Below are 16,769 nucleotides of genomic sequence, written 5' to 3'. Positions count from 1 at the left end.
ACTCAACCAGTGGATGCTGCGGGCCCTCACCGCCGAGTCCGCCGACGAAGTCTTCGCCGAGGACGCATCCGACGAAGCCTCCTCCGCCGTGGAGGACCGGCCCTGACGCTGATCGGGATCCCCGAGGCCCTGGTGTCGTCGTACGCCAGGGCCTTCGGCGAGTCCGGGCGGGCCTGGCTCGCCCGGGTGCCCGCGCTGGCCGGGGAGTTGCTGGAGCGCTGGGGGCTGGAGCGGGACGGGGAGCCGATGTACGGGGAGGCCGCGTTGGTCCTGCCGGTGCTGCGGCGCGGGGACGGCGACGCCCGCGCGGTGCTCAGGTTGCAGTTGCCCAGGGAGGAGACCACGGCCGCGATCGTCGGGCTCCGGGCGTGGGGCGGTCGGGGGGCCGTACGGCTGCTGGACCACGACCCGGAGAGCAGCGCCATGCTCCTGGAGCGGCTGGAGGGCGGCCGGACACTGGCCTCGGTGGAGGACGACGACCTCGCGATGGGGACCCTCGCCGGGCTGCTGGCGCGGCTGGTCGCGGTTCCGGCGCCGCCGGGGTTGAGGGGGCTGGACGGGATCGCGTCGGAGATGGTGGAGCAGGCACCGGCGGCCATGTCCGGCCTGGCCGCTCCCGAGGACCGGCGGCGGTTGCGCGGGTGGGCGGCAGCGGTGGCCGAACTGGTCGGCGAGGCGGGCGGGGGTACGCGGTTGCTGCACTGGGACCTGCACTACGGCAACGTCCTCGCCGCGGAGCGTGAACCGTGGCTCGCCATCGACCCCGAGCCGCTCGCCGGGGACCCCGGGTTCGACCTGTGGCCCGCGTTGGACAGCCGCTGGGACGAGGTCGTGGTGAAGGGCGGCACCGCGCGGGTGGTGCGGCGCCGGTTCGACCTGCTCACGGAGGTGCTGGGCCTGGACCGGGCGCGGGCGGCCGGCTGGACGCGGGGGCGGCTGCTGCAGAACGCGCTGTGGGACATCGAGGACGGGCGGACCGCGCTCGACCCGGCCGCCGTCGCCCTGGACGGGGCGCTGCCGGGCGGGTGAGCTGCGGGGCGGGCGGGGCGGCGGAGACGGGCGCAGACTGGGGGTACGGGGGCGGGGCCGGCCGTCCCCGTACCCGCACCGGGTTGTCCGTGTCCGTATCCGCTCCCGGCTTCGGGGGGTCGTCATGAGCTATCCGATCGTCGTCACGACCGACGGCGGCACGCGCATCCAGGGGCCGACCGGGATGCCGATGACCGTGAAGCTCGGCGGGGCGCAGACCGCCGGGGCGTACTCGCTGATCGAGTACACCCATGCGCCGCGGACCGCGGGGCCGCCCCCGCATGTGCACCACCACCACGAGGAGGCGTTCCATGTGGTGAGCGGTGAGCTGAGCCTGGAGGTGGACGGGCGGACGGTGGTGCTGGGGCCGGGGGACTACGCGCTGGTGCCGCGCGGGGCGGTGCACCGGCCGTACAACGCCGGTGCGGTGCCGGTGGACTTCTTCTTCCTGACGTCCCCGGCCATGGACGGGTTCTTCGTGGAGATGGCCGACCTCAACGCGGCCACCGGCGGGGCTCCGCCGCAGGAACTGCTGGTGGAGCTGGGCGCGCGGTGGGACGCGGAGTTCACCGGCTTCGGGCCGGGCAGGGGGGACGGGACGGGGACGGTGCGGATGGTCAACGAGTAGGGGAGGCAGGGGGCGTCGGGCGCAGGACCAGGCAGATGAAGCCGAAGGAGTCGCGGTAGACGCGCCACTCGTCGCGGTGGGTGGCGGCGGCGGTGAGGGCGTCGGCGCTGTCGGGGTCCTCGGGGTGGTCCAGGGCCCAGGCGGAGAGGGTGCCGGTCCAGTTCCATTCGTAGTCGTCCAGCTCGTGGCGGGTGCTGAGGTGGCCGTAGAGAGGGGTCCAGCCGTCGGCGGTGACCCGGTCGACGGTGGTGTGCAGGTCGGCGTAGTCGCCGAGCATCTCGACGGCCGCCGGGGTGGGTTCGGTCAGCCAGTAGGCGTCGCCGACCAGGACGCGGCCGCCGGGGGCCAGGTGCCTGCGGGCGGTGGCGAGCGTGGGGAGCAGGCCGCCGAAGGCGTGGGTGGCGCCGACGCTGAGGACCAGGTCGAAGTCGTGCGGGGCGGTGAAGGCGGTGGCGTCCTCGCGGTGCAGGGTCAGCCGGTCTCCGACTCCGGCGGCATCCGCGGCGCGGCGGGCGGCGGCGAGGGCGGGCTCGGAGAGGTCGACGCCCTCGGCGCGTACGTCCTGGTGCGCGGTGAGGGTGCGCAGCAGCCACTCCCCTCCCCCGCAGCCGAGGTCGAGGACGCGGGCGTCGGCGCGCGGGACGGCGCGGTGCAGGAGGCGTGCCACGGTGTCGTCGCCGAGCGGGGCGGCGATCGGGTGGTCGGCGTGGGCGCGGTGGGATATCAGGTCGCGGTTCATCGGAGGGGAGCATGGCAGTCGGCGGGGCGCGCCGCACCGGGATTTCCGGGGCCGGAGGGGCGTGGGCCTCCCGTTCGGGACCTCACCGGCGGTGGCACACCTGCGCGTACGTCCATCCCTTCGGGTGGTGCATGCCCGTATGGCATATGCCAAACGATGCTCACCCCTACCGTCCCGGGCATGGAAGCCCTGCATCGCGACGGTCCGCCCGGTCCTCTCCCCTCCCCCACCCGCTCCCCGCAGCACTCCGCCCGGCCGTTGTGCTCCGACGACCCGGCCCTGCTCGTCCGGACCTTCCGGACGCTGGGTGTCCACCTGCCCGTGCCCGGGAGCGTGCGGCTGCTGCGGCGGGGTGGCGGTTTCGACCTGCTGCTGCGGATGGAGCGGCCCGGCGGGGACGGCGGCTATCTGCTCGCCCTGGACACCACCGGGGGCAACGGGCCGGACCGGCAGGGAAGTTGGGGGCACCAGCTGACCCGGCTGTACGCGATCCACCGGCTGCCGCCGGTACTGGTGGCGCTCTGCCGGGACACCGGCACCGCGCGCCGGGCGGCCGGGCCGCTGCGGATCGGGACGCCCGAGTGGGCGGCGCTCACCGTACGGCGCCTGGCCCTCGGGCCGCACAACGTCCCCCTCGTCCTGGACCCGGTCGCCGCCGGGCGCGACCTGCCGCTGGCGGCGTTCGCCGCGATCACCCACAGCCGGCAACCGCACGGCGGCGCGGTGCTGAGCGCGCTGGCCGCCGCGCTGAAGTCCGCGGCGGACGGCCGGTACGCGGACCTGGTCCCCGTACTCGCGGAGCTGGTCGCCACCGGGGTGGCCGAGGAACCGAGGGCCGCCCGCATCTGGCACGGCCTGGCCCCCAGACCGCGCCGGCGGCCGCGGAACGCGTAGCCGAGGGAGCGCTCCTCGGCGGTCGTACACATGGCGAAGGGCCCCGTACCTCGCGGTACGGGGCCCTCCACGCAGCTCGCAGGAGCTACCAGGTCCGGTCGGGCCACGCGCGGCCGGGGCCGCGGGGGTCAGACCGCCGGGATCACTTGGTGATCTTGGTGACCTGGCCGGCACCGACGGTCCGGCCACCCTCACGGATGGCGAACTTCAGGCCCTCCTCCATGGCGATCGGCTGGATCAGCTGAACCGACATGGTGGTGTTGTCGCCCGGCATGACCATCTCGGTGCCCTCGGGGAGGGTCACCACGCCGGTCACGTCCGTGGTACGGAAGTAGAACTGCGGGCGGTAGTTGTTGAAGAACGGCGTGTGGCGGCCACCCTCGTCCTTGGACAGGATGTAGGCCTGCGCCTCGAACTCGGTGTGCGGGGTGACCGAGCCCGGCTTGATGATGACCTGGCCGCGCTCGACGTCCTCGCGCTTGATGCCGCGGAGCAGCAGACCGACGTTCTCACCGGCCTGGCCCTCGTCGAGCAGCTTGCGGAACATCTCGATGCCGGTGACCGTGGTGGTGGTCTTCTCGGTCTTGATGCCGATGATGTCGACGGTCTCGTTGACCTTGAGGACACCACGCTCGATACGACCGGTGACGACGGTGCCACGACCGGTGATCGTGAAGACGTCCTCGATCGGCATCAGGAACGGCTTGTCGACGTCACGCTCGGGCTGCGGGATGGACTCGTCCACGGCCTTCATGAGGCCGAGGAGCTTCTCGCCCCACTCCTTGTCGCCCTCAAGCGCCTTGAGCGCCGAGACCTGGACGACCGGAACGTCGTCGCCCGGGAACTCGTACTCGGTGAGGAGCTCACGGACCTCGAGCTCGACGAGCTCCAGGATCTCCTCGTCGTCCACCATGTCGGCCTTGTTCAGGGCGACGACGATGTACGGAACGCCGACCTGGCGGGCCAGGAGCACGTGCTCCTTGGTCTGCGGCATCGGGCCGTCGGTGGCGGCGACCACCAGGATGGCGCCGTCCATCTGCGCCGCACCGGTGATCATGTTCTTGATGTAGTCCGCGTGACCCGGGCAGTCGACGTGGGCGTAGTGACGCGCCTCGGTCTGGTACTCGACGTGCGCGATGGAGATGGTGATACCGCGCTGGCGCTCCTCGGGAGCCTTGTCGATCTGGTCGAAGGCCGAGGCCTCGTTCAGGTCCGGGTACGCGTCGTGCAGCACCTTGGTAATGGCGGCCGTGAGGGTCGTCTTACCGTGGTCGATGTGACCGATGGTGCCGATGTTGACGTGCGGCTTAGTCCGCTCGAACTTCGCCTTCGCCACTGGGGTCCTCCTGTGGAGTGGTTCTGTACGCCTTACTCATCGGCGCCAGGTGATCTTTGCTGGGGTGCCATCCGCCGGGGCCGGCCTCGGGTTCGGGACCGGGCCCCCGGCGCATGGTGTCAAGCCTAAGGCGTGTACCTGGGTGGTTACTCGCCCTTGGCCTTCGCGATGATCTCCTCGGCGACGTTCCGCGGAACCTCGGCGTAGGAGTCGAACTGCATCGAGTAGCTTGCGCGACCCGAGGTCTTGCTGCGGAGGTCGCCGACGTAGCCGAACATCTCCGAGAGCGGCACCAGGCCCTTGACGACCCGGGCGCCGGCCCGCTCCTCCATGGCCTGGATCTGGCCACGGCGGGAGTTGATGTCGCCGATGACGTCGCCCATGTAGTCCTCGGGCGTGGTGACCTCGACGGCCATCATCGGCTCAAGGAGCACGGGGGACGCCTTGCGCGCGGCCTCCTTGAAGGCCTGCGAACCGGCGATCTTGAAGGCGAGCTCCGAGGAGTCGACCTCGTGGTAGCCACCGTCGAGAAGCGTGACGCGGACGCCCGTCATCTCGTAGCCGGCCAGGATGCCGAACTGCATGGCCTCCTGCGCACCCGCGTCCACCGAGGGGATGTACTCCTTGGGGATGCGGCCACCGGTGACCTTGTTGACGAACTCGTACGAGGCGTCGCCGCCCTCGATCGGCTCGATCGCGATCTGCACCTTGGCGAACTGACCGGTACCACCGGTCTGCTTCTTGTGGGTGTAGTCCACGCGCTCGACGGCCTTGCGGATCGTCTCGCGGTACGCGACCTGAGGCTTGCCGACGTTGGCCTCGACCTTGAACTCGCGCTTCATCCGGTCGACCAGCACCTCAAGGTGAAGCTCGCCCATACCGCCGATGACGGTCTGGCCGGTCTCCTCGTTGGTGTGCACCTGGAAGGAGGGGTCCTCCTCCGCGAGACGCTGGATGGCGACACCCAGCTTCTCCTGGTCACCCTTGGACTTGGGCTCGATCGCGACCTCGATGACCGGCGCCGGGAAGTCCATGGACTCCAGGATCACCGGCTGCTTGTCGTCGCACAGCGTCTCACCGGTGGTGGTCTGCTTCAGGCCCATGACGGCGACGATGTCGCCGGCGCCCACCGCCTCGATCTCCTCACGCTTGTTGGCGTGCATACGGTAGATCTTGCCGATGCGCTCCTTCTTGCCCTTGACGGAGTTCAGCACCGAGGTGCCGGACTCCAGGCGACCGGAGTAGATCCGGACGAAGGTGAGCTTGCCGAGGTGCGGGTCGCTCATGATCTTGAACGCCAGCGCCGACAGCGGCTCCTCGTCGGACGGCTTGCGCTTGACGACCGTCTCCGCGTCCTTCACGTCGTGGCCCTCGATGGCCTCGACGTCGAGCGGGGAGGGGAGGAAGCGCACGACCGCGTCGAGCAGGGGCTGGACGCCCTTGTTCTTGAACGCGGTGCCGCAGAACACCGGGGTGACCGTGGTGTCGTTGGACTTGCCGGAGGCGATGGTGATGCGGCGGATCGCGGTGTACAGCTGCTCCACGGTGGGCTCCTGGCCCTCCAGGTACAGCTCCATGATCTCTTCGTCGTTCTCGGCCACGGCCTCGATCAGCAGACCGCGGTACTCCTCGGCGGCCTCGGTGTGGGTGTCCGGGATGTCGACGGTGTCGTACATCTCGCCCTTGGCGGCCTCGGCGGACCAGACCAGGGCCTTCATCGTCACGAGGTCGATGACGCCCTTGAAGTCGGCCTCGGCACCGATCGGCAGCTGCATGACCAGCGGCTGGGCACCCAGCCGGTCCTTGATCATGTCGACACAGCGGTGGAACTCGGCGCCGGTGCGGTCGAGCTTGTTGACGAAGCAGATACGCGGAACGCCGTAGCGGTCCGCCTGACGCCAGACGGTCTCGGACTGCGGCTCGACACCGGCGACGCCGTCGAACACCGTCACGGCACCGTCGAGCACGCGGAGCGAACGCTCCACCTCTACGGTGAAGTCGACGTGGCCCGGGGTGTCGATGATGTTGATGGTGTGGTCAACGTCTTCCAGCGGCCAGTGGCAGGTCGTCGCGGCGGACGTGATCGTGATGCCGCGCTCCTGCTCCTGCTCCATCCAGTCCATCGTGGCAGCGCCGTCGTGGACTTCACCGATCTTGTAGGAGACACCGGTGTAGAACAGGATCCGCTCGGTGGTGGTCGTCTTGCCCGCGTCGATGTGGGCCATGATCCCGATGTTGCGGACCTTGGCCAGGTCAAGCGAAGTGGTAGCCATAAGGCTTCAGTCTTCTCTCGGTCTCGATGTGGGGTGCGACTACCAGCGGTAGTGCGCGAAGGCCTTGTTGGACTCGGCCATCTTGTGCGTGTCCTCGCGCTTCTTGACCGAGGCGCCGAGGCCGTTCGAGGCGTCCAGCAGCTCGTTCATGAGGCGCTCGGTCATGGTCTTCTCGCGACGGGCGCGGGAGTAGCCGACGAGCCAGCGCAGCGCGAGCGTGGAGGCGCGACCGGGCTTGACCTCGATCGGCACCTGGTACGTGGCGCCACCGACACGGCGGGACTTGACCTCGAGCGACGGCTTGACGTTCTCCAGCGCGCGCTTCAGCGTGATGACCGGGTCGTTGCCGGTCTTCTCGCGGAGGCCTTCCATGGCGCCGTAGACGATGCGCTCGGCGGTGGAGCGCTTGCCGTTCAGGAGGAGCTTGTTGATGAGCGAGGTCACCAGAGGAGAGCCGTAGACCGGGTCGATGATGACCGGGCGCTTCGGGGCGGGGCCCTTACGAGGCATTCTTACTTCTCCTTCTTGGCGCCGTAGCGGCTGCGGGCCTGCTTGCGGTTCTTGACACCCTGGGTGTCCAGCGAGCCGCGGATGATCTTGTAGCGAACACCCGGCAGGTCCTTCACACGGCCACCACGCACGAGCACGATGGAGTGCTCCTGCAGGTTGTGTCCCTCACCCGGGATGTAGGCCGTGACCTCGATGCCGCTGGTCAGACGCACACGCGCGACCTTACGCAGGGCCGAGTTCGGCTTCTTCGGGGTGGTCGTGAACACACGCGTGCAGACGCCGCGGCGCTGGGGCGAACCCTCCAGTGCGGGCGTCTTGTTCTTCTCGACCTTGTCCTGCCGGCCCTTGCGGACCAGCTGCTGGATCGTAGGCACTACTTCTCCGGTTTCTGTGTGCCGTGTAGTGAAGCTAACCTGGAACGTCACCGACCCACGCGGTCGGGTGTGTCGGATACCGCGGACTTCCCCGGTCAAGCGGAGGAGGCGCGGATCGCGGTGGCCGTGACCGGCTCGCCGTGCGGCTGAGGACACGCACACGAGCCCAGGCACACCCCAGGCACAAGGTCTGAGCGTACCTACCGTATGGACCTGGGTCAAAACAAATGACCATGCCCACCCAGCGGACGGTTCGTTCGCCCGGGGACTGGCGCCCGGTACGGGGTCTCGGGACGCCGGGGCGGCGGGTGACAGCGCGGCGGTGTCGCCGTCACGGGGGCGGGTGGGCCTCGCCCGAGGCGGAGCCCGGCCGCTCGGGGTCGGGGGTCTCGGAGTCGGCTGACGGGGCAGGGCCCGGGTCGGGCGCCGGGTGTTCGGGGCCGGCCGGCGGGTCGGGGCGCTCGTGACGGGCTGCCCGGCTGGTGGTGAGGCGGGGGATGGTGGGCACCCGGGAGGCGCGCCGCTTGGGGACGAGTACGGGGCGGATGGCCGGCTCCGCCGGGTCCGGGGCGGGCTCGGCGGCGGGGGCGGAGCCGGGAGCGGACGGGCCCAAGGGCGGGCGCCGGTGCGGCTCCCGGTGCCGATCCGGTTCCCGGGGCGGTTCCTGGTCCGGTTCCCGGTGCGGACTCGGCTGCGACGAGCCGCCGGAAGGGCGGGTTCCGGGGGCGTCCGGGCCGCCGGCCTCCCGTACGGCTCCGGGCTCGGCCGGTCCGCCGGCGCGGCCGTTCCGCGGTGGCGCCGTGGCCTCCTTGCCCGGCACCGGCGGCGCACCGGCCCCGGTCGCGGTCTCGTCCGGGCCCCAGCGGTCCTGCGGAAACGGGATGACCGCGGACTGCCCCGGCGTCCGGCCGACCAGGCGCAGCCTGCGCCCCTGGGCGATCCGGCGGGCCTCCTCCAGCGCGGGCTCGTACTCGTCGGCGGCGTCCCGCCATCCGTTGACGTACGCCTGGAACTCGCGGCGGGACAGCTCTTCACGCAGCAGGACGACGACCTCCTCGGGCTCGTGGTCCTGGAGGTAGCGGCCGAGGCGGGCCAGAAAGGCCGCCAGGTCGGGAACAGGTTCGGGCAGTCCGCGCGACGGAGCGGAGGCACGGGACGCGTCCGGGCTCCGGGACTCGCGGCACTCGGGCCGGTCGAGGCGCTCGGGCTGCCCGGCGCGGGTGCGCCGCGGACCGGGTACCGGGTCGGCGCCTCCGCCGCGCTCGTCACCGCTGGGCCGGGAGCGGTGCTCGCTCTCGACCATGAGCCCTCTCTCTCGCAGCCCGGCGCCGTCGGTTCCGGCGGCTCGGGACGACCCGCCTCGGGGCGTTCCGCGAGATTCCGCGAGACAACGGAGTCCGGAGCACCCGCCCCTTCCCTCGAAACGGGCCCGCCCAGCTTACGAGAACGCCCGGTCAGGCCCGGCGGGACTTCTTGGCGTGATCCGCCGCCCCGAGCTCGCCCCGACCCGCCGCACTCTCCCAGTCGGGGAGGAACTGGCCGGCGACGCGGATGAACATCTCCCGCTGGTCCGCCGGCACCCCCAGCGCCGCGGCGGCCTGTTCCAGGGTGAGCCGGGCCGGCCGCGGCTCGTCGGCGAGCGGCGTGTGCTCGGGCAGCTTGGGCAGCGGCAGATCCTCCTCGGCCAGGCGGCCGGATCGGACCAGCATGTCGCGTACGGGGACACGGAGGACATGGGCGAGGCGGCGCATGGTCTCCAGGTCAGGTGTGCCCTGACCCTGGAGCAGCCGGGTGATCGCCGCCCGGTGCACTCCCGCCTCGTCCGCGAGACGGGACTTGCCACCGCCGCGCGGGCTGTCGATGTCGTACCCCTGGCGGCGGATCACCTCCTGAATCCATGCGGTGAACGTTTCCGGATCGCTGGCAGACATCGGGGCCTCCCTTCGGGCGGCACCACAGTATCGCGCTTGCACGCACACAGTTGCGCTTCCGCGCAATCAAGTACCGGAAGTTGCACCGATTCTCGGCCATTACACCGCGCGATCACGTGGTTGCGCGCACGCTCGCAACATGTGAAAGTGCGAACGCGCAACGAATGAATCGCTCAAGTGTTCGTACGTGCATCAGGGGGGTCCTGTCATGCCTGTCAGCCATTCACCGTCCACCGACCGGGCTCCGCAGCCGGCGTCCCCAGGGACGGCGCCGGACGCGGGGCGCCCGCCTGCCGACCTCGGCTGGTACGCCGAGGCGGCCTGTGCCGGGATGGCGCCGGACATCGTCTTCGCCCGGCGGGCCTCCGACGCCGCCCCCGCCCTGCTCGCCTGCGCCCGCTGCCCCGTCACCCGGGAGTGCGAGGCGATAGTCGACCCGTCGCACACCTGGTTCGACGGAGTCAGCGCGGGACGGCTCTGGCACAACGGACGCCCCGTCGACCTCGGCCGCGGCCGCTCGGCCCGCGCCCGCCGCCTGGCCGGGGCCCGCCGCGCGGCCGGCGGCGGCGGCTCCGGACAGACCGAACGGATCGAGCGGACGGAACGGATGGAACGGACGGAGCGGACCGGGCAGGGCCAGGCGGCGGCGACGGCGACGGTGGAACGGGGCGGGGCCCGGCCGGGGCCGGCGGCCGCGCCGTCCGGGCGGGTGGCGTGAGCCCTCTGCCGCCCTCGCTGATCGCCGACGCCGCCGGCCCGCGTGCCACACCACCGCCCACCCGCGTACGGCGTCCGTTCCGCCCTCGTCCCGACCCCGAAGGGAGCCCCCTCATGAACGACACCACCGACCGCCCGGCCGGCCCGCCCAGGCCGAGGACGGCGGCGAACGGACAGCCGGCCGCCCGGCGCGACCCCGCCGACGGCCTAGCGATCGCGCGGGACGCCGCACTCTGGATCACCGCGCTGGCCCGGCAGTTCCCCGAGCTGCACACCGAGCTCGCCCCGGCCCCCGGGCGCCGCGGGGCGCCGTCGACGCGGCACGCGCCGCTCGTACCCGACCTGGCGGAGCGGTCGGCGCTCCGGCGGGAGGAGCGGCGCGAGGCGCTGCTCAACGAGCAGCGCCACGGCCTGGCCGTCCCCGGATACGGCGCGGCCCCGATCCGGCTCCATGTCTCGGACGCCATCCGGGACGTCAGCGACGGGGTGATCGAGCTGGAGGAGGCGGTCTACGACCGGCTGGGCCTGGGGCGGCCCCGGCGCGCGGACGTCCCGCAGCGGCTCGCCCGAATCGGCGCGCTGCTCGGCCGGATCGCGGAGGACGCCACCCTCGCCCGGCATGTCCGCGATGAGCTGCGGCGGATGGCGCGGCGCTGCGGGCGGGCGCTGGGCGAGGCCGAGACGATGGTGCGGCTGCCGGGGCGCTGCCCCTGGTGCGAGTCGGTGTCGCTGCGGGCCTTCCCGGTGAGCCGGGCCGTGGTCTGCGTCAACCCCGGCTGCCGCTGCGGCGGGCCGGAGTGCGACTGCGCGACCGACCCGGCCTTCCGGCACGTCTGGGCCGAGAGCACCTGGCCGGAGCTGGCGGAGGCGGCCGGCCTGCCGCTTGCCGAGATCGCCGCGCGACTGGAGGCGCCCGCCGCCGCGGCCGGCACGGTCTCCGGAGGGGGCCGGTGAACGGCGCTTTGACCGGCGCCCCGCTGGTGACCGGCGATCTGGCCGCCCAGGAGGCGGGGGTCCTGCCCGCCACCATCCGCAAGTGGGTGCAGCTGGGACGGCTGTCACCGGCGGGCCGACGCGGCCGGGCGCAGCTGTACCGGCTGGAGGACGTGTTCGCCGCGGAGCGTTCGGCACGCCGCCGACCGGGGCGTACCCGATCGAGCGGTACGGGCTGAGCCGGCCCCCTGGCCCGCACGCAGACGACCACTACGAGCACATGGACGACCACGGCGCCGGGGCGCCGCGTTCCCTCAGGGTGACGCGGCGCCCCGGCGCCGTCATGTCCGCGCGTCGCCGTACACGCACCGGAGCTCAGGTGTGTTCGGGCCGGTCGGGCGGCTCGGCCTCCGGCCTGGCGCGGATGGGGAAGACGGGCGCGGGCGGGGTGGGGGCGGGGCGGTCGGGGGCCGTCACGCCGACTGCCCCGACGGCCTCGCGCCAGCCGAGGGAGAAGCCCCGCGCCTCGGCGTCGACGGCGAGGCGGGTGCCGGCCTTGACCACGACGGCCGTGAGCACACGGGCCGTTCCACTGGTGTACGTACCGGCCTGGGCGCTCTCGGCCGCCACCTCCACGGCCGCGGCCACCACGTCCGCCAGGCGCTGCCGCGCACGTACCGGTTCCGCTTCCTCCCAGCCGGCCCGCTCGTGCTGCTCTTCTTCTCCGCGCACCTCTGCACCGCTCCTCACAGGTCCCGTCGGATTCCTCCGTGCGTTCCACGCTGTGGTTCGACGCTCCTCGGGCGAGCCGAACAGCCTGTCGAACGTTTGTTCGGAGTAGCGAGAGTAGCGCAGCCGATGCCCCGGACGGAGTTGGTTGCGACGGCCGCGACGCCCGATCACACTGGGAGCAGCGGCAGAGCTGTGCCCGGTGACCGGGACGGCGTCTGCCGCTTCGTGTTTCCCGCACCGGTACGCGTACCCCCTGCGGCGACCCGTTCGCCTGCCCGTACGCGTACTCCCGCACCGCACCCGAAGGGAGCGTCCATGTGAGCCCACTCGCCTTCCCGGACGTGGAGCGGCTGGTGGTCGACCACCTCCGCGACCGGCCGGAACTGACCGGTGTCACCGTCGACAACCGGCCGCCCGCCGGCTTCGACGGCACCCAGCGGACCGTCCTGGTCTCCCGCGTCGGCGGAGCCTGGGTGGACGACCTCCATCTGGACCGGCCGCTGGTGGACCTGGAGGTCTACGGGCCGGACAAGACCGCCGCCCACACGGTGGCCCTCGCCGCCCGCGCCGCGCTGCTCCAGGCCGCCGGCACGGTCTACGGCTCCGCCGCCGTCACCGAGGTGGTGGAGGCGGACGGGCCGCGCTGGCTGCCGGAGTACAACCGGCCGAACGCCAACCGCTACCTCTCCACCGTCCGGCTCTCCATCCGCCCGGCGTCCTGACGCGCCCCACGGCGTCCCGGAACCACCCGGGAACCGTGGAGCGAGCACACCCCGAACCGGCCCCACTGCACCCGCGGCGGGGCCTTCGCCATGCCGGCGGCGCCGCCGGCATGCCGGCAACCGCCTCACACCAACCCTCCCCAGAAGGAGTCCCCATGCCGAACAACGGAAGCCAGATCCGCGTCGCGGGCACCGGTCGCATCCTCGTCGCCGCGACCGGCGCCACCCCGCCGGCCGCCCCGAAGAACACCACCGAGGAGTGGGCGGCCGGCTGGACGGAGCTCGGCTACACCAGCACCGACGGCATCAAGTTCAACAAGAAGGACAAGATCGACCCGGTCGACACCTGGCAGTCCGTCAGCCCGGCCCGGTTCATCTACTCCGACCGCGACCTGACCGTGAAGTTCCAGCTGCTCCAGTTCAACAAGGACACGCTGCCGTTCTTCATGGGCGGTGGCGCCGTCACCTCGGTCGGCGGCGCCGGTGTGACCGACACCTACAGCTTCGCCATGGGCGCGGAGCCGCAGAAGGACGAGCGTCAGCTCGGCATCGAGTTCAAGGACGGCTCCGACGTCACCTACCGCTTCGTCATCCCGCGCGGCCAGGTGACCGAGACCGAGGAGATCGCGCTGACCCGCACCGGCGCGCTGAAGCTCGGTGTCACCTTCACCGCCCTGGCCGTGGAGGGCAGCTCCACGCTGGCGACCTGGATCATGAAGGACAAGTCGTACGCGTAAGGGCGCGGCGCTCCCCGGCGCCCGCCCGCTCGGGCGTGGTGCTCTCCCGGCGCCCGCCCCTGCCCCTGCCGGTGTCCGGCGCCCGTCCTCGTGGCGGGCGCCGGACACCGGCGTCTCCGTTTCCCAGCCCCTCCCCCCTGTCTTTCGATTGCCTCCGAAGGAGCACGCATGTCCTCGTTCGATGTCAACGCCGCGCGCGCCCAGCGCCTGGAAGCCCTCGGCCGGGCCTGGTCGTTCGAGGTGGACGGCCAGTCCTTCGAGCTGCCCACCGAACTCACCCGCGCCACCGCCCGCAAGCTGCGCGACCTGGACGACAACGACGTCGACGGGCTGCTGCGGCTGCTCCTCGGCGAGCGGCAGTACGAGCGCTTCGACGCTCTGGAGGTCACGATGCAGGACATCGCGGCCGTCATGGAGGCCTACGGCAAGGAGACCGGGCTCGGCCTGGGGGAAGGCTGAGCCTCGGCGCGCTCGCGGAAGAGCACGCCGAGGCCCTGGAGGCCGATCTGCTGCGCCACTACGGCGTGGACCTGCTCGACTGGCACCGCGGCCGGCTCTCCTCGCGCCGCCTCGCGGTGCTCGTCCGCCATATGCCCCGCGACAGCGCCCTCGCCCGCGCCCTGCACGGTGAGGCCGCGGAGTGGCAGGTGGGCGACTACCTGCTGGCCGCGGCCGTGGACCATCTCGCCGAGTCCAACTGGATGTTCGCCACGGTCAACCAGGACGAGGACGCGGAGCCGCTGGAGTACCCGGTGCCGGTGGTCCGGCCGGGTGCCGACGACGGTGCCGGCGACGGGACGGGCGGCGAGCAGGCCGAGGAGACCGGGCCGCCCGTGGCCGCCGGACCGGGCCCGGCCGAACTGCTGCACTTCTTCAGGTGACCACCCGGGGCCGGGAGCGGCCACCGGTACGCGGGCGCGGCCCGTCAGTGGATCACGCCCGCCTCGTACATCACGACGGCGACGAAGCCGAGCAGCATCAGGACCTCCAGGCCCAGCATCCCCCAGAGGATCGTCAACGCCTCCGGCCGGGCGGTGAGTTCGCTCTTGCTGCGCACGAAGCGGCGGGGGAAGCCCGGGTCGTACACCAGCACGGCCTCCCGGCCTGGGGTGCCCCAGCTGCGCCAGCTCAGTCGCGACCGGTAGTAGACCTTCTCACCGACGGCGGTCGTGAACACGAAGCTCGTGCTGCGGCGGTCCTCGGAGGTGGCGACGGAGCGGCATTCACCGACGGCCTCCACGCCGACCCGGCCCAGACGCCGCCTCAGCCACAGCGGATAGACGCCGAACCACGCCATGAACGGCAGCGGTGCCACCACCCACACCACAGCGACCCACAACATGACCGTCACGCCCGGATCGTGGCACGCGGCGGCGCGGAATGACAAGGGATCCCGTCACCACAGGAGGTGACCGAAGTTGGCAGGGAACAACGACCCGGTCCTGCATTTGTGGACCAAGAGCGAAGCAGACCAGGTAAAGCACAAACTCAACGGACTGAGCACCACCGTCGAAGGGCTCAAAGTCGCCGTCGGCATCGTCGGGCTCGGCTTCACACCCTTCAAGTTCGACGCGTCCGTGCTCAAGGGCGATGAGAAGGGGATCGTCTTCCTCGGACGTCAGCTGGTGACCTTCCCCTGGGCGAAGGACAAGGACGACCGTGATGCGAACAAGCTGGTCCGGCTCGCCGAGAAGGCGGAGAAGGCCGGCGACAAGGCCGTCCAGGCGCGCGATGACGCCGAGCACATCCGATCGCGGGTGGCGCAGGGGATGTCGGGGTCGAACGGCGGGCGGGCCGGCGACAATTCCGCTGTCGAATCCACCCGGCGGCGGGCCGAAAAGGCCGCCAAGGATGCCGAGAAGGTGCTCGTGAAGGCACGTCGGCACTACGTCGACACGCTGAAGACCGCGCAGAAGACCCGGCACGGAGAAATGGACGCGGAGAAGTCCAAGGAGAAGGCGGTGAAGTCCCTGCACTCCGTGCGGAGCGACCTCCGCACCACCAGGGACCACCTGCGCAGGCTCCAAGAGGAGCTCGCCGGATGACCCGCACGCAGGGCCGTCTTCCCGAGGTGATCGACAAGGAGAGCAGCACGTGGGTCTGAACAGCGCATTCAGCAAGGCCGCCGGCGGAGCGGGCAGATTCCGCTCCGCCATGGACCAGGCCAACGCCTCACTGGGCCGCATCAGGCAGTCCTCCGGCACCGCGTCCACCGCGGTGGGGGCCATCAAGTCGTCGGCGGGCCACGCCACCACCGCCATGAACAAGGTCAAGGCCGGCACCGACAAGGCGCACACCTCCCTCGGCCGGCTCCGCACCTCCGCGAACAACGGCGACAAGGCCGTCGGCACGCTGCGGACCGGGCTGAACAACGCCAACACCGCCTTCGGCAAGGCCAAGGGCGGCACCGACAAACTCAAGTCCTCCCTGGACAAGCTCAGGGGCTCGGCCGACAAGGCGAAGAAGTCGCTCGGCGACGTCAAGCGCCAGGCCGACTCCGTGGAGAAGTCGGTCGGCAAGGCCGGCAAGGGCGCCGACCGGACCGGCAAGTCCATGGGCGGCGGGCTGGCCAAGGGCCTCAAGGGGGCGGGCCTGGCGCAGAAGGGGCTCAACCTCGCCATGGCGGCCAGTCCCTTCGGGCTGATCATGACCCTGCTCGCGCCGCTGATCACCAGGTTCGTCGACATGGACAAGATCGTCGACATGGTGTCCAAGGGCTTCAAGACCGGCATGTCCGTGATCGGCAAGGCCGTCTCGGCGGCCAACCGCGCCGTGGTCCCGATCCTGAAGGGCCTGGGCAACCTTATGCTCGCGCCGTTCCGCGGCTTCGCCAACGGCATGAACGTGGTCATCGGCGCCCTCAACGGCTTCAAGGTCAACATCCCCAGCTGGGTGCCGGTCTTCGGCGGCAAGAGCTTCACCATGAACCTGCCGAAGATCCCGGTCCCGCACCTCGCCAAGGGCGGCCTGGTCCAGCCCCGCAACGGCGGAACCCTGGCCGTGATCGGCGAGGCCGGCGAGCACGAGGCGGTCATCCCGCTCAGCCGGCTGGAGCGCATGCTCGGCGCCGGCGGCAACCGCGCCCAACTCGCCCGGCTGACCGAGGCCGTCGAGCGCCTTGCCGACCGGCCCGTACACGTCCAGGTCGACGGCCAGACCATCGCCCGCGCGGTGATCGCCGGACACCGCCAGCTCGCCCGTCGCTGACCCCCGC

Annotated in this window: 21 protein-coding genes; 12 read left to right on the top strand and 9 right to left on the bottom strand. The window is 71.7% G+C overall.

Annotated features, from left to right (window positions below; genetic code table 11):
- The first annotated feature begins 102 nt into the window (after window positions 1–102).
- Together M1O15_RS23655 and M1O15_RS23650 are read left to right on the top strand one after the other, a co-directional pair.
- Window positions 103–1,029 carry an aminoglycoside phosphotransferase family protein gene (locus M1O15_RS23655; RefSeq protein ID WP_248636154.1) on the top strand — a complete coding sequence of 309 codons (927 nt, stop codon included), beginning with the start codon at window positions 103–105 and terminating at the stop codon, window positions 1,027–1,029.
- A 124-nt stretch (window positions 1,030–1,153) separates the two neighbouring features.
- The gene (locus tag M1O15_RS23650) at window positions 1,154–1,657 is read left to right on the top strand and encodes a cupin domain-containing protein (protein ID WP_248636140.1); all 504 of its coding nucleotides are present in this window, start codon (window positions 1,154–1,156) and stop codon (window positions 1,655–1,657) included.
- Here the strand turns inward: M1O15_RS23650 and M1O15_RS23645 are convergent.
- A complete protein-coding gene (locus M1O15_RS23645; RefSeq protein WP_248636139.1) occupies window positions 1,647–2,396 on the bottom strand; it encodes an SAM-dependent methyltransferase in 750 nt (249 codons plus the stop codon). The genes M1O15_RS23650 and M1O15_RS23645 overlap by 11 nt on opposite strands.
- A 180-nt stretch (window positions 2,397–2,576) precedes the next feature.
- On the opposite strand from M1O15_RS23645, the gene M1O15_RS23640 reads away from it, so the two are divergent.
- Window positions 2,577–3,290 carry a hypothetical protein gene (locus M1O15_RS23640; protein WP_248636138.1) on the top strand — a complete coding sequence of 238 codons (714 nt, stop codon included), beginning with the start codon at window positions 2,577–2,579 and terminating at the stop codon, window positions 3,288–3,290.
- Window positions 3,291–3,432: 142 nt separating this feature from the next.
- On the opposite strand, the gene tuf is transcribed toward M1O15_RS23640, so the two are convergent.
- The 6 genes from tuf to M1O15_RS23610 all read right to left on the bottom strand — a co-directional run bounded on the left by tuf (window position 3,433) and on the right by M1O15_RS23610 (window position 9,714).
- Window positions 3,433–4,626, bottom strand: a complete 1,194-nt coding sequence (tuf, locus tag M1O15_RS23635; RefSeq protein WP_248636137.1) for an elongation factor Tu — start codon at window positions 4,624–4,626, stop codon at window positions 3,433–3,435.
- Between the two features lie 146 nt (window positions 4,627–4,772).
- Window positions 4,773–6,899: an elongation factor G gene (fusA, locus tag M1O15_RS23630; protein WP_248636136.1), complete on the bottom strand. Its 2,127-nt coding sequence runs from the start codon at window positions 6,897–6,899 to the stop codon at window positions 4,773–4,775.
- 39 nt (window positions 6,900–6,938) lie between these two features.
- Window positions 6,939–7,409, bottom strand: a complete 471-nt coding sequence (gene rpsG, locus M1O15_RS23625) for a 30S ribosomal protein S7 (RefSeq protein ID WP_023539364.1) — start codon at window positions 7,407–7,409, stop codon at window positions 6,939–6,941.
- A 2-nt stretch (window positions 7,410–7,411) separates the two neighbouring features.
- A complete protein-coding gene (gene rpsL / locus M1O15_RS23620) occupies window positions 7,412–7,783 on the bottom strand; it encodes a 30S ribosomal protein S12 (RefSeq protein WP_003948652.1) in 372 nt (123 codons plus the stop codon).
- 331 nt (window positions 7,784–8,114) lie between these two features.
- Complete coding sequence (locus M1O15_RS23615; protein WP_248636135.1) at window positions 8,115–9,086, bottom strand: hypothetical protein; 972 nt, start codon at window positions 9,084–9,086, stop codon at window positions 8,115–8,117.
- Window positions 9,087–9,237: 151 nt separating this feature from the next.
- Window positions 9,238–9,714, bottom strand: a complete 477-nt coding sequence (locus M1O15_RS23610; protein ID WP_248636134.1) for a helix-turn-helix transcriptional regulator — start codon at window positions 9,712–9,714, stop codon at window positions 9,238–9,240.
- A gap of 208 nt (window positions 9,715–9,922) precedes the next feature.
- Between M1O15_RS23610 and M1O15_RS23605 the strand changes: the two genes are divergently transcribed.
- The 3 genes from M1O15_RS23605 to M1O15_RS23595 all read left to right on the top strand — a co-directional run bounded on the left by M1O15_RS23605 (window position 9,923) and on the right by M1O15_RS23595 (window position 11,603).
- Window positions 9,923–10,432 carry a WhiB family transcriptional regulator gene (locus tag M1O15_RS23605; RefSeq protein WP_248636133.1) on the top strand — a complete coding sequence of 170 codons (510 nt, stop codon included), beginning with the start codon at window positions 9,923–9,925 and terminating at the stop codon, window positions 10,430–10,432.
- Between the two features lie 113 nt (window positions 10,433–10,545).
- Window positions 10,546–11,385, top strand: a complete 840-nt coding sequence (locus M1O15_RS23600) for a hypothetical protein (protein ID WP_248636132.1) — start codon at window positions 10,546–10,548, stop codon at window positions 11,383–11,385.
- A gap of 8 nt (window positions 11,386–11,393) precedes the next feature.
- Window positions 11,394–11,603 (top strand): MerR family transcriptional regulator, encoded by a 210-nt coding sequence (locus M1O15_RS23595; RefSeq protein WP_248636153.1) that lies wholly within the window; start codon window positions 11,394–11,396, stop codon window positions 11,601–11,603.
- A 136-nt stretch (window positions 11,604–11,739) separates the two neighbouring features.
- Here M1O15_RS23595 and M1O15_RS23590 read toward each other — a convergent pair whose 3' ends face one another.
- The gene (locus tag M1O15_RS23590; RefSeq protein ID WP_308282388.1) at window positions 11,740–12,096 is read right to left on the bottom strand and encodes a hypothetical protein; all 357 of its coding nucleotides are present in this window, start codon (window positions 12,094–12,096) and stop codon (window positions 11,740–11,742) included.
- Window positions 12,097–12,413: 317 nt separating this feature from the next.
- Here M1O15_RS23590 and M1O15_RS23585 point away from each other — a divergent pair, with 317 nt between their 5' ends.
- The 4 genes from M1O15_RS23585 (at window position 12,414) to M1O15_RS23570 (ending at window position 14,436) form a co-directional block, all read left to right on the top strand.
- Window positions 12,414–12,818, top strand: a complete 405-nt coding sequence (locus M1O15_RS23585; protein WP_248636131.1) for a phage tail termination protein — start codon at window positions 12,414–12,416, stop codon at window positions 12,816–12,818.
- A gap of 155 nt (window positions 12,819–12,973) precedes the next feature.
- Entirely contained in the window at window positions 12,974–13,555 is a 582-nt protein-coding gene (locus M1O15_RS23580) for a phage tail tube protein (RefSeq protein ID WP_248636130.1), read from the top strand.
- A 168-nt stretch (window positions 13,556–13,723) separates the two neighbouring features.
- Window positions 13,724–14,014 (top strand): hypothetical protein, encoded by a 291-nt coding sequence (locus M1O15_RS23575; RefSeq protein WP_248636129.1) that lies wholly within the window; start codon window positions 13,724–13,726, stop codon window positions 14,012–14,014.
- 65 nt (window positions 14,015–14,079) lie between these two features.
- Window positions 14,080–14,436: a hypothetical protein gene (locus tag M1O15_RS23570; protein ID WP_248636128.1), complete on the top strand. Its 357-nt coding sequence runs from the start codon at window positions 14,080–14,082 to the stop codon at window positions 14,434–14,436.
- Window positions 14,437–14,480: 44 nt separating this feature from the next.
- Here M1O15_RS23570 and M1O15_RS23565 read toward each other — a convergent pair whose 3' ends face one another.
- A complete protein-coding gene (locus M1O15_RS23565; protein WP_248636127.1) occupies window positions 14,481–14,906 on the bottom strand; it encodes a hypothetical protein in 426 nt (141 codons plus the stop codon).
- Window positions 14,907–14,973: 67 nt separating this feature from the next.
- Between M1O15_RS23565 and M1O15_RS23560 the strand changes: the two genes are divergently transcribed.
- Both M1O15_RS23560 and M1O15_RS23555 read left to right on the top strand, forming a co-directional pair.
- Window positions 14,974–15,600: a hypothetical protein gene (locus tag M1O15_RS23560; protein ID WP_248636126.1), complete on the top strand. Its 627-nt coding sequence runs from the start codon at window positions 14,974–14,976 to the stop codon at window positions 15,598–15,600.
- Between the two features lie 49 nt (window positions 15,601–15,649).
- Window positions 15,650–16,762: a hypothetical protein gene (locus M1O15_RS23555; RefSeq protein ID WP_248636125.1), complete on the top strand. Its 1,113-nt coding sequence runs from the start codon at window positions 15,650–15,652 to the stop codon at window positions 16,760–16,762.
- Window positions 16,763–16,769 lie beyond the last annotated feature (7 nt).

The organism is Streptomyces lichenis (genome assembly GCF_023218175.1).
In the GTDB taxonomy this organism is placed as follows: domain Bacteria; phylum Actinomycetota; class Actinomycetes; order Streptomycetales; family Streptomycetaceae; genus Streptomyces; species Streptomyces lichenis.
Note: the sequence above shows the minus strand (reverse complement) of the source record. Positions and strands in the feature narration are given on the sequence as shown.

Excerpts from the sequence above, each read along its gene's own strand:
- M1O15_RS23650 (WP_248636140.1), top strand. The coding sequence starts at position 1,154 with ATGAGCTATCCGATCGTCGTCACGACCGACGGCGGCACGCGCATCCAG.
- M1O15_RS23645 (WP_248636139.1), bottom strand. The coding sequence starts at position 2,396 with ATGAACCGCGACCTGATATCCCACCGCGCCCACGCCGACCACCCGATC.
- M1O15_RS23640 (WP_248636138.1), top strand. The coding sequence starts at position 2,577 with ATGGAAGCCCTGCATCGCGACGGTCCGCCCGGTCCTCTCCCCTCCCCC.
- fusA (WP_248636136.1), bottom strand. The coding sequence starts at position 6,899 with ATGGCTACCACTTCGCTTGACCTGGCCAAGGTCCGCAACATCGGGATC.
- rpsG (WP_023539364.1), bottom strand. The coding sequence starts at position 7,409 with ATGCCTCGTAAGGGCCCCGCCCCGAAGCGCCCGGTCATCATCGACCCG.
- M1O15_RS23615 (WP_248636135.1), bottom strand. The coding sequence starts at position 9,086 with ATGGTCGAGAGCGAGCACCGCTCCCGGCCCAGCGGTGACGAGCGCGGC.
- M1O15_RS23610 (WP_248636134.1), bottom strand. The coding sequence starts at position 9,714 with ATGTCTGCCAGCGATCCGGAAACGTTCACCGCATGGATTCAGGAGGTG.
- M1O15_RS23605 (WP_248636133.1), top strand. The coding sequence starts at position 9,923 with ATGCCTGTCAGCCATTCACCGTCCACCGACCGGGCTCCGCAGCCGGCG.
- M1O15_RS23600 (WP_248636132.1), top strand. The coding sequence starts at position 10,546 with ATGAACGACACCACCGACCGCCCGGCCGGCCCGCCCAGGCCGAGGACG.
- M1O15_RS23580 (WP_248636130.1), top strand. The coding sequence starts at position 12,974 with ATGCCGAACAACGGAAGCCAGATCCGCGTCGCGGGCACCGGTCGCATC.
- M1O15_RS23575 (WP_248636129.1), top strand. The coding sequence starts at position 13,724 with ATGTCCTCGTTCGATGTCAACGCCGCGCGCGCCCAGCGCCTGGAAGCC.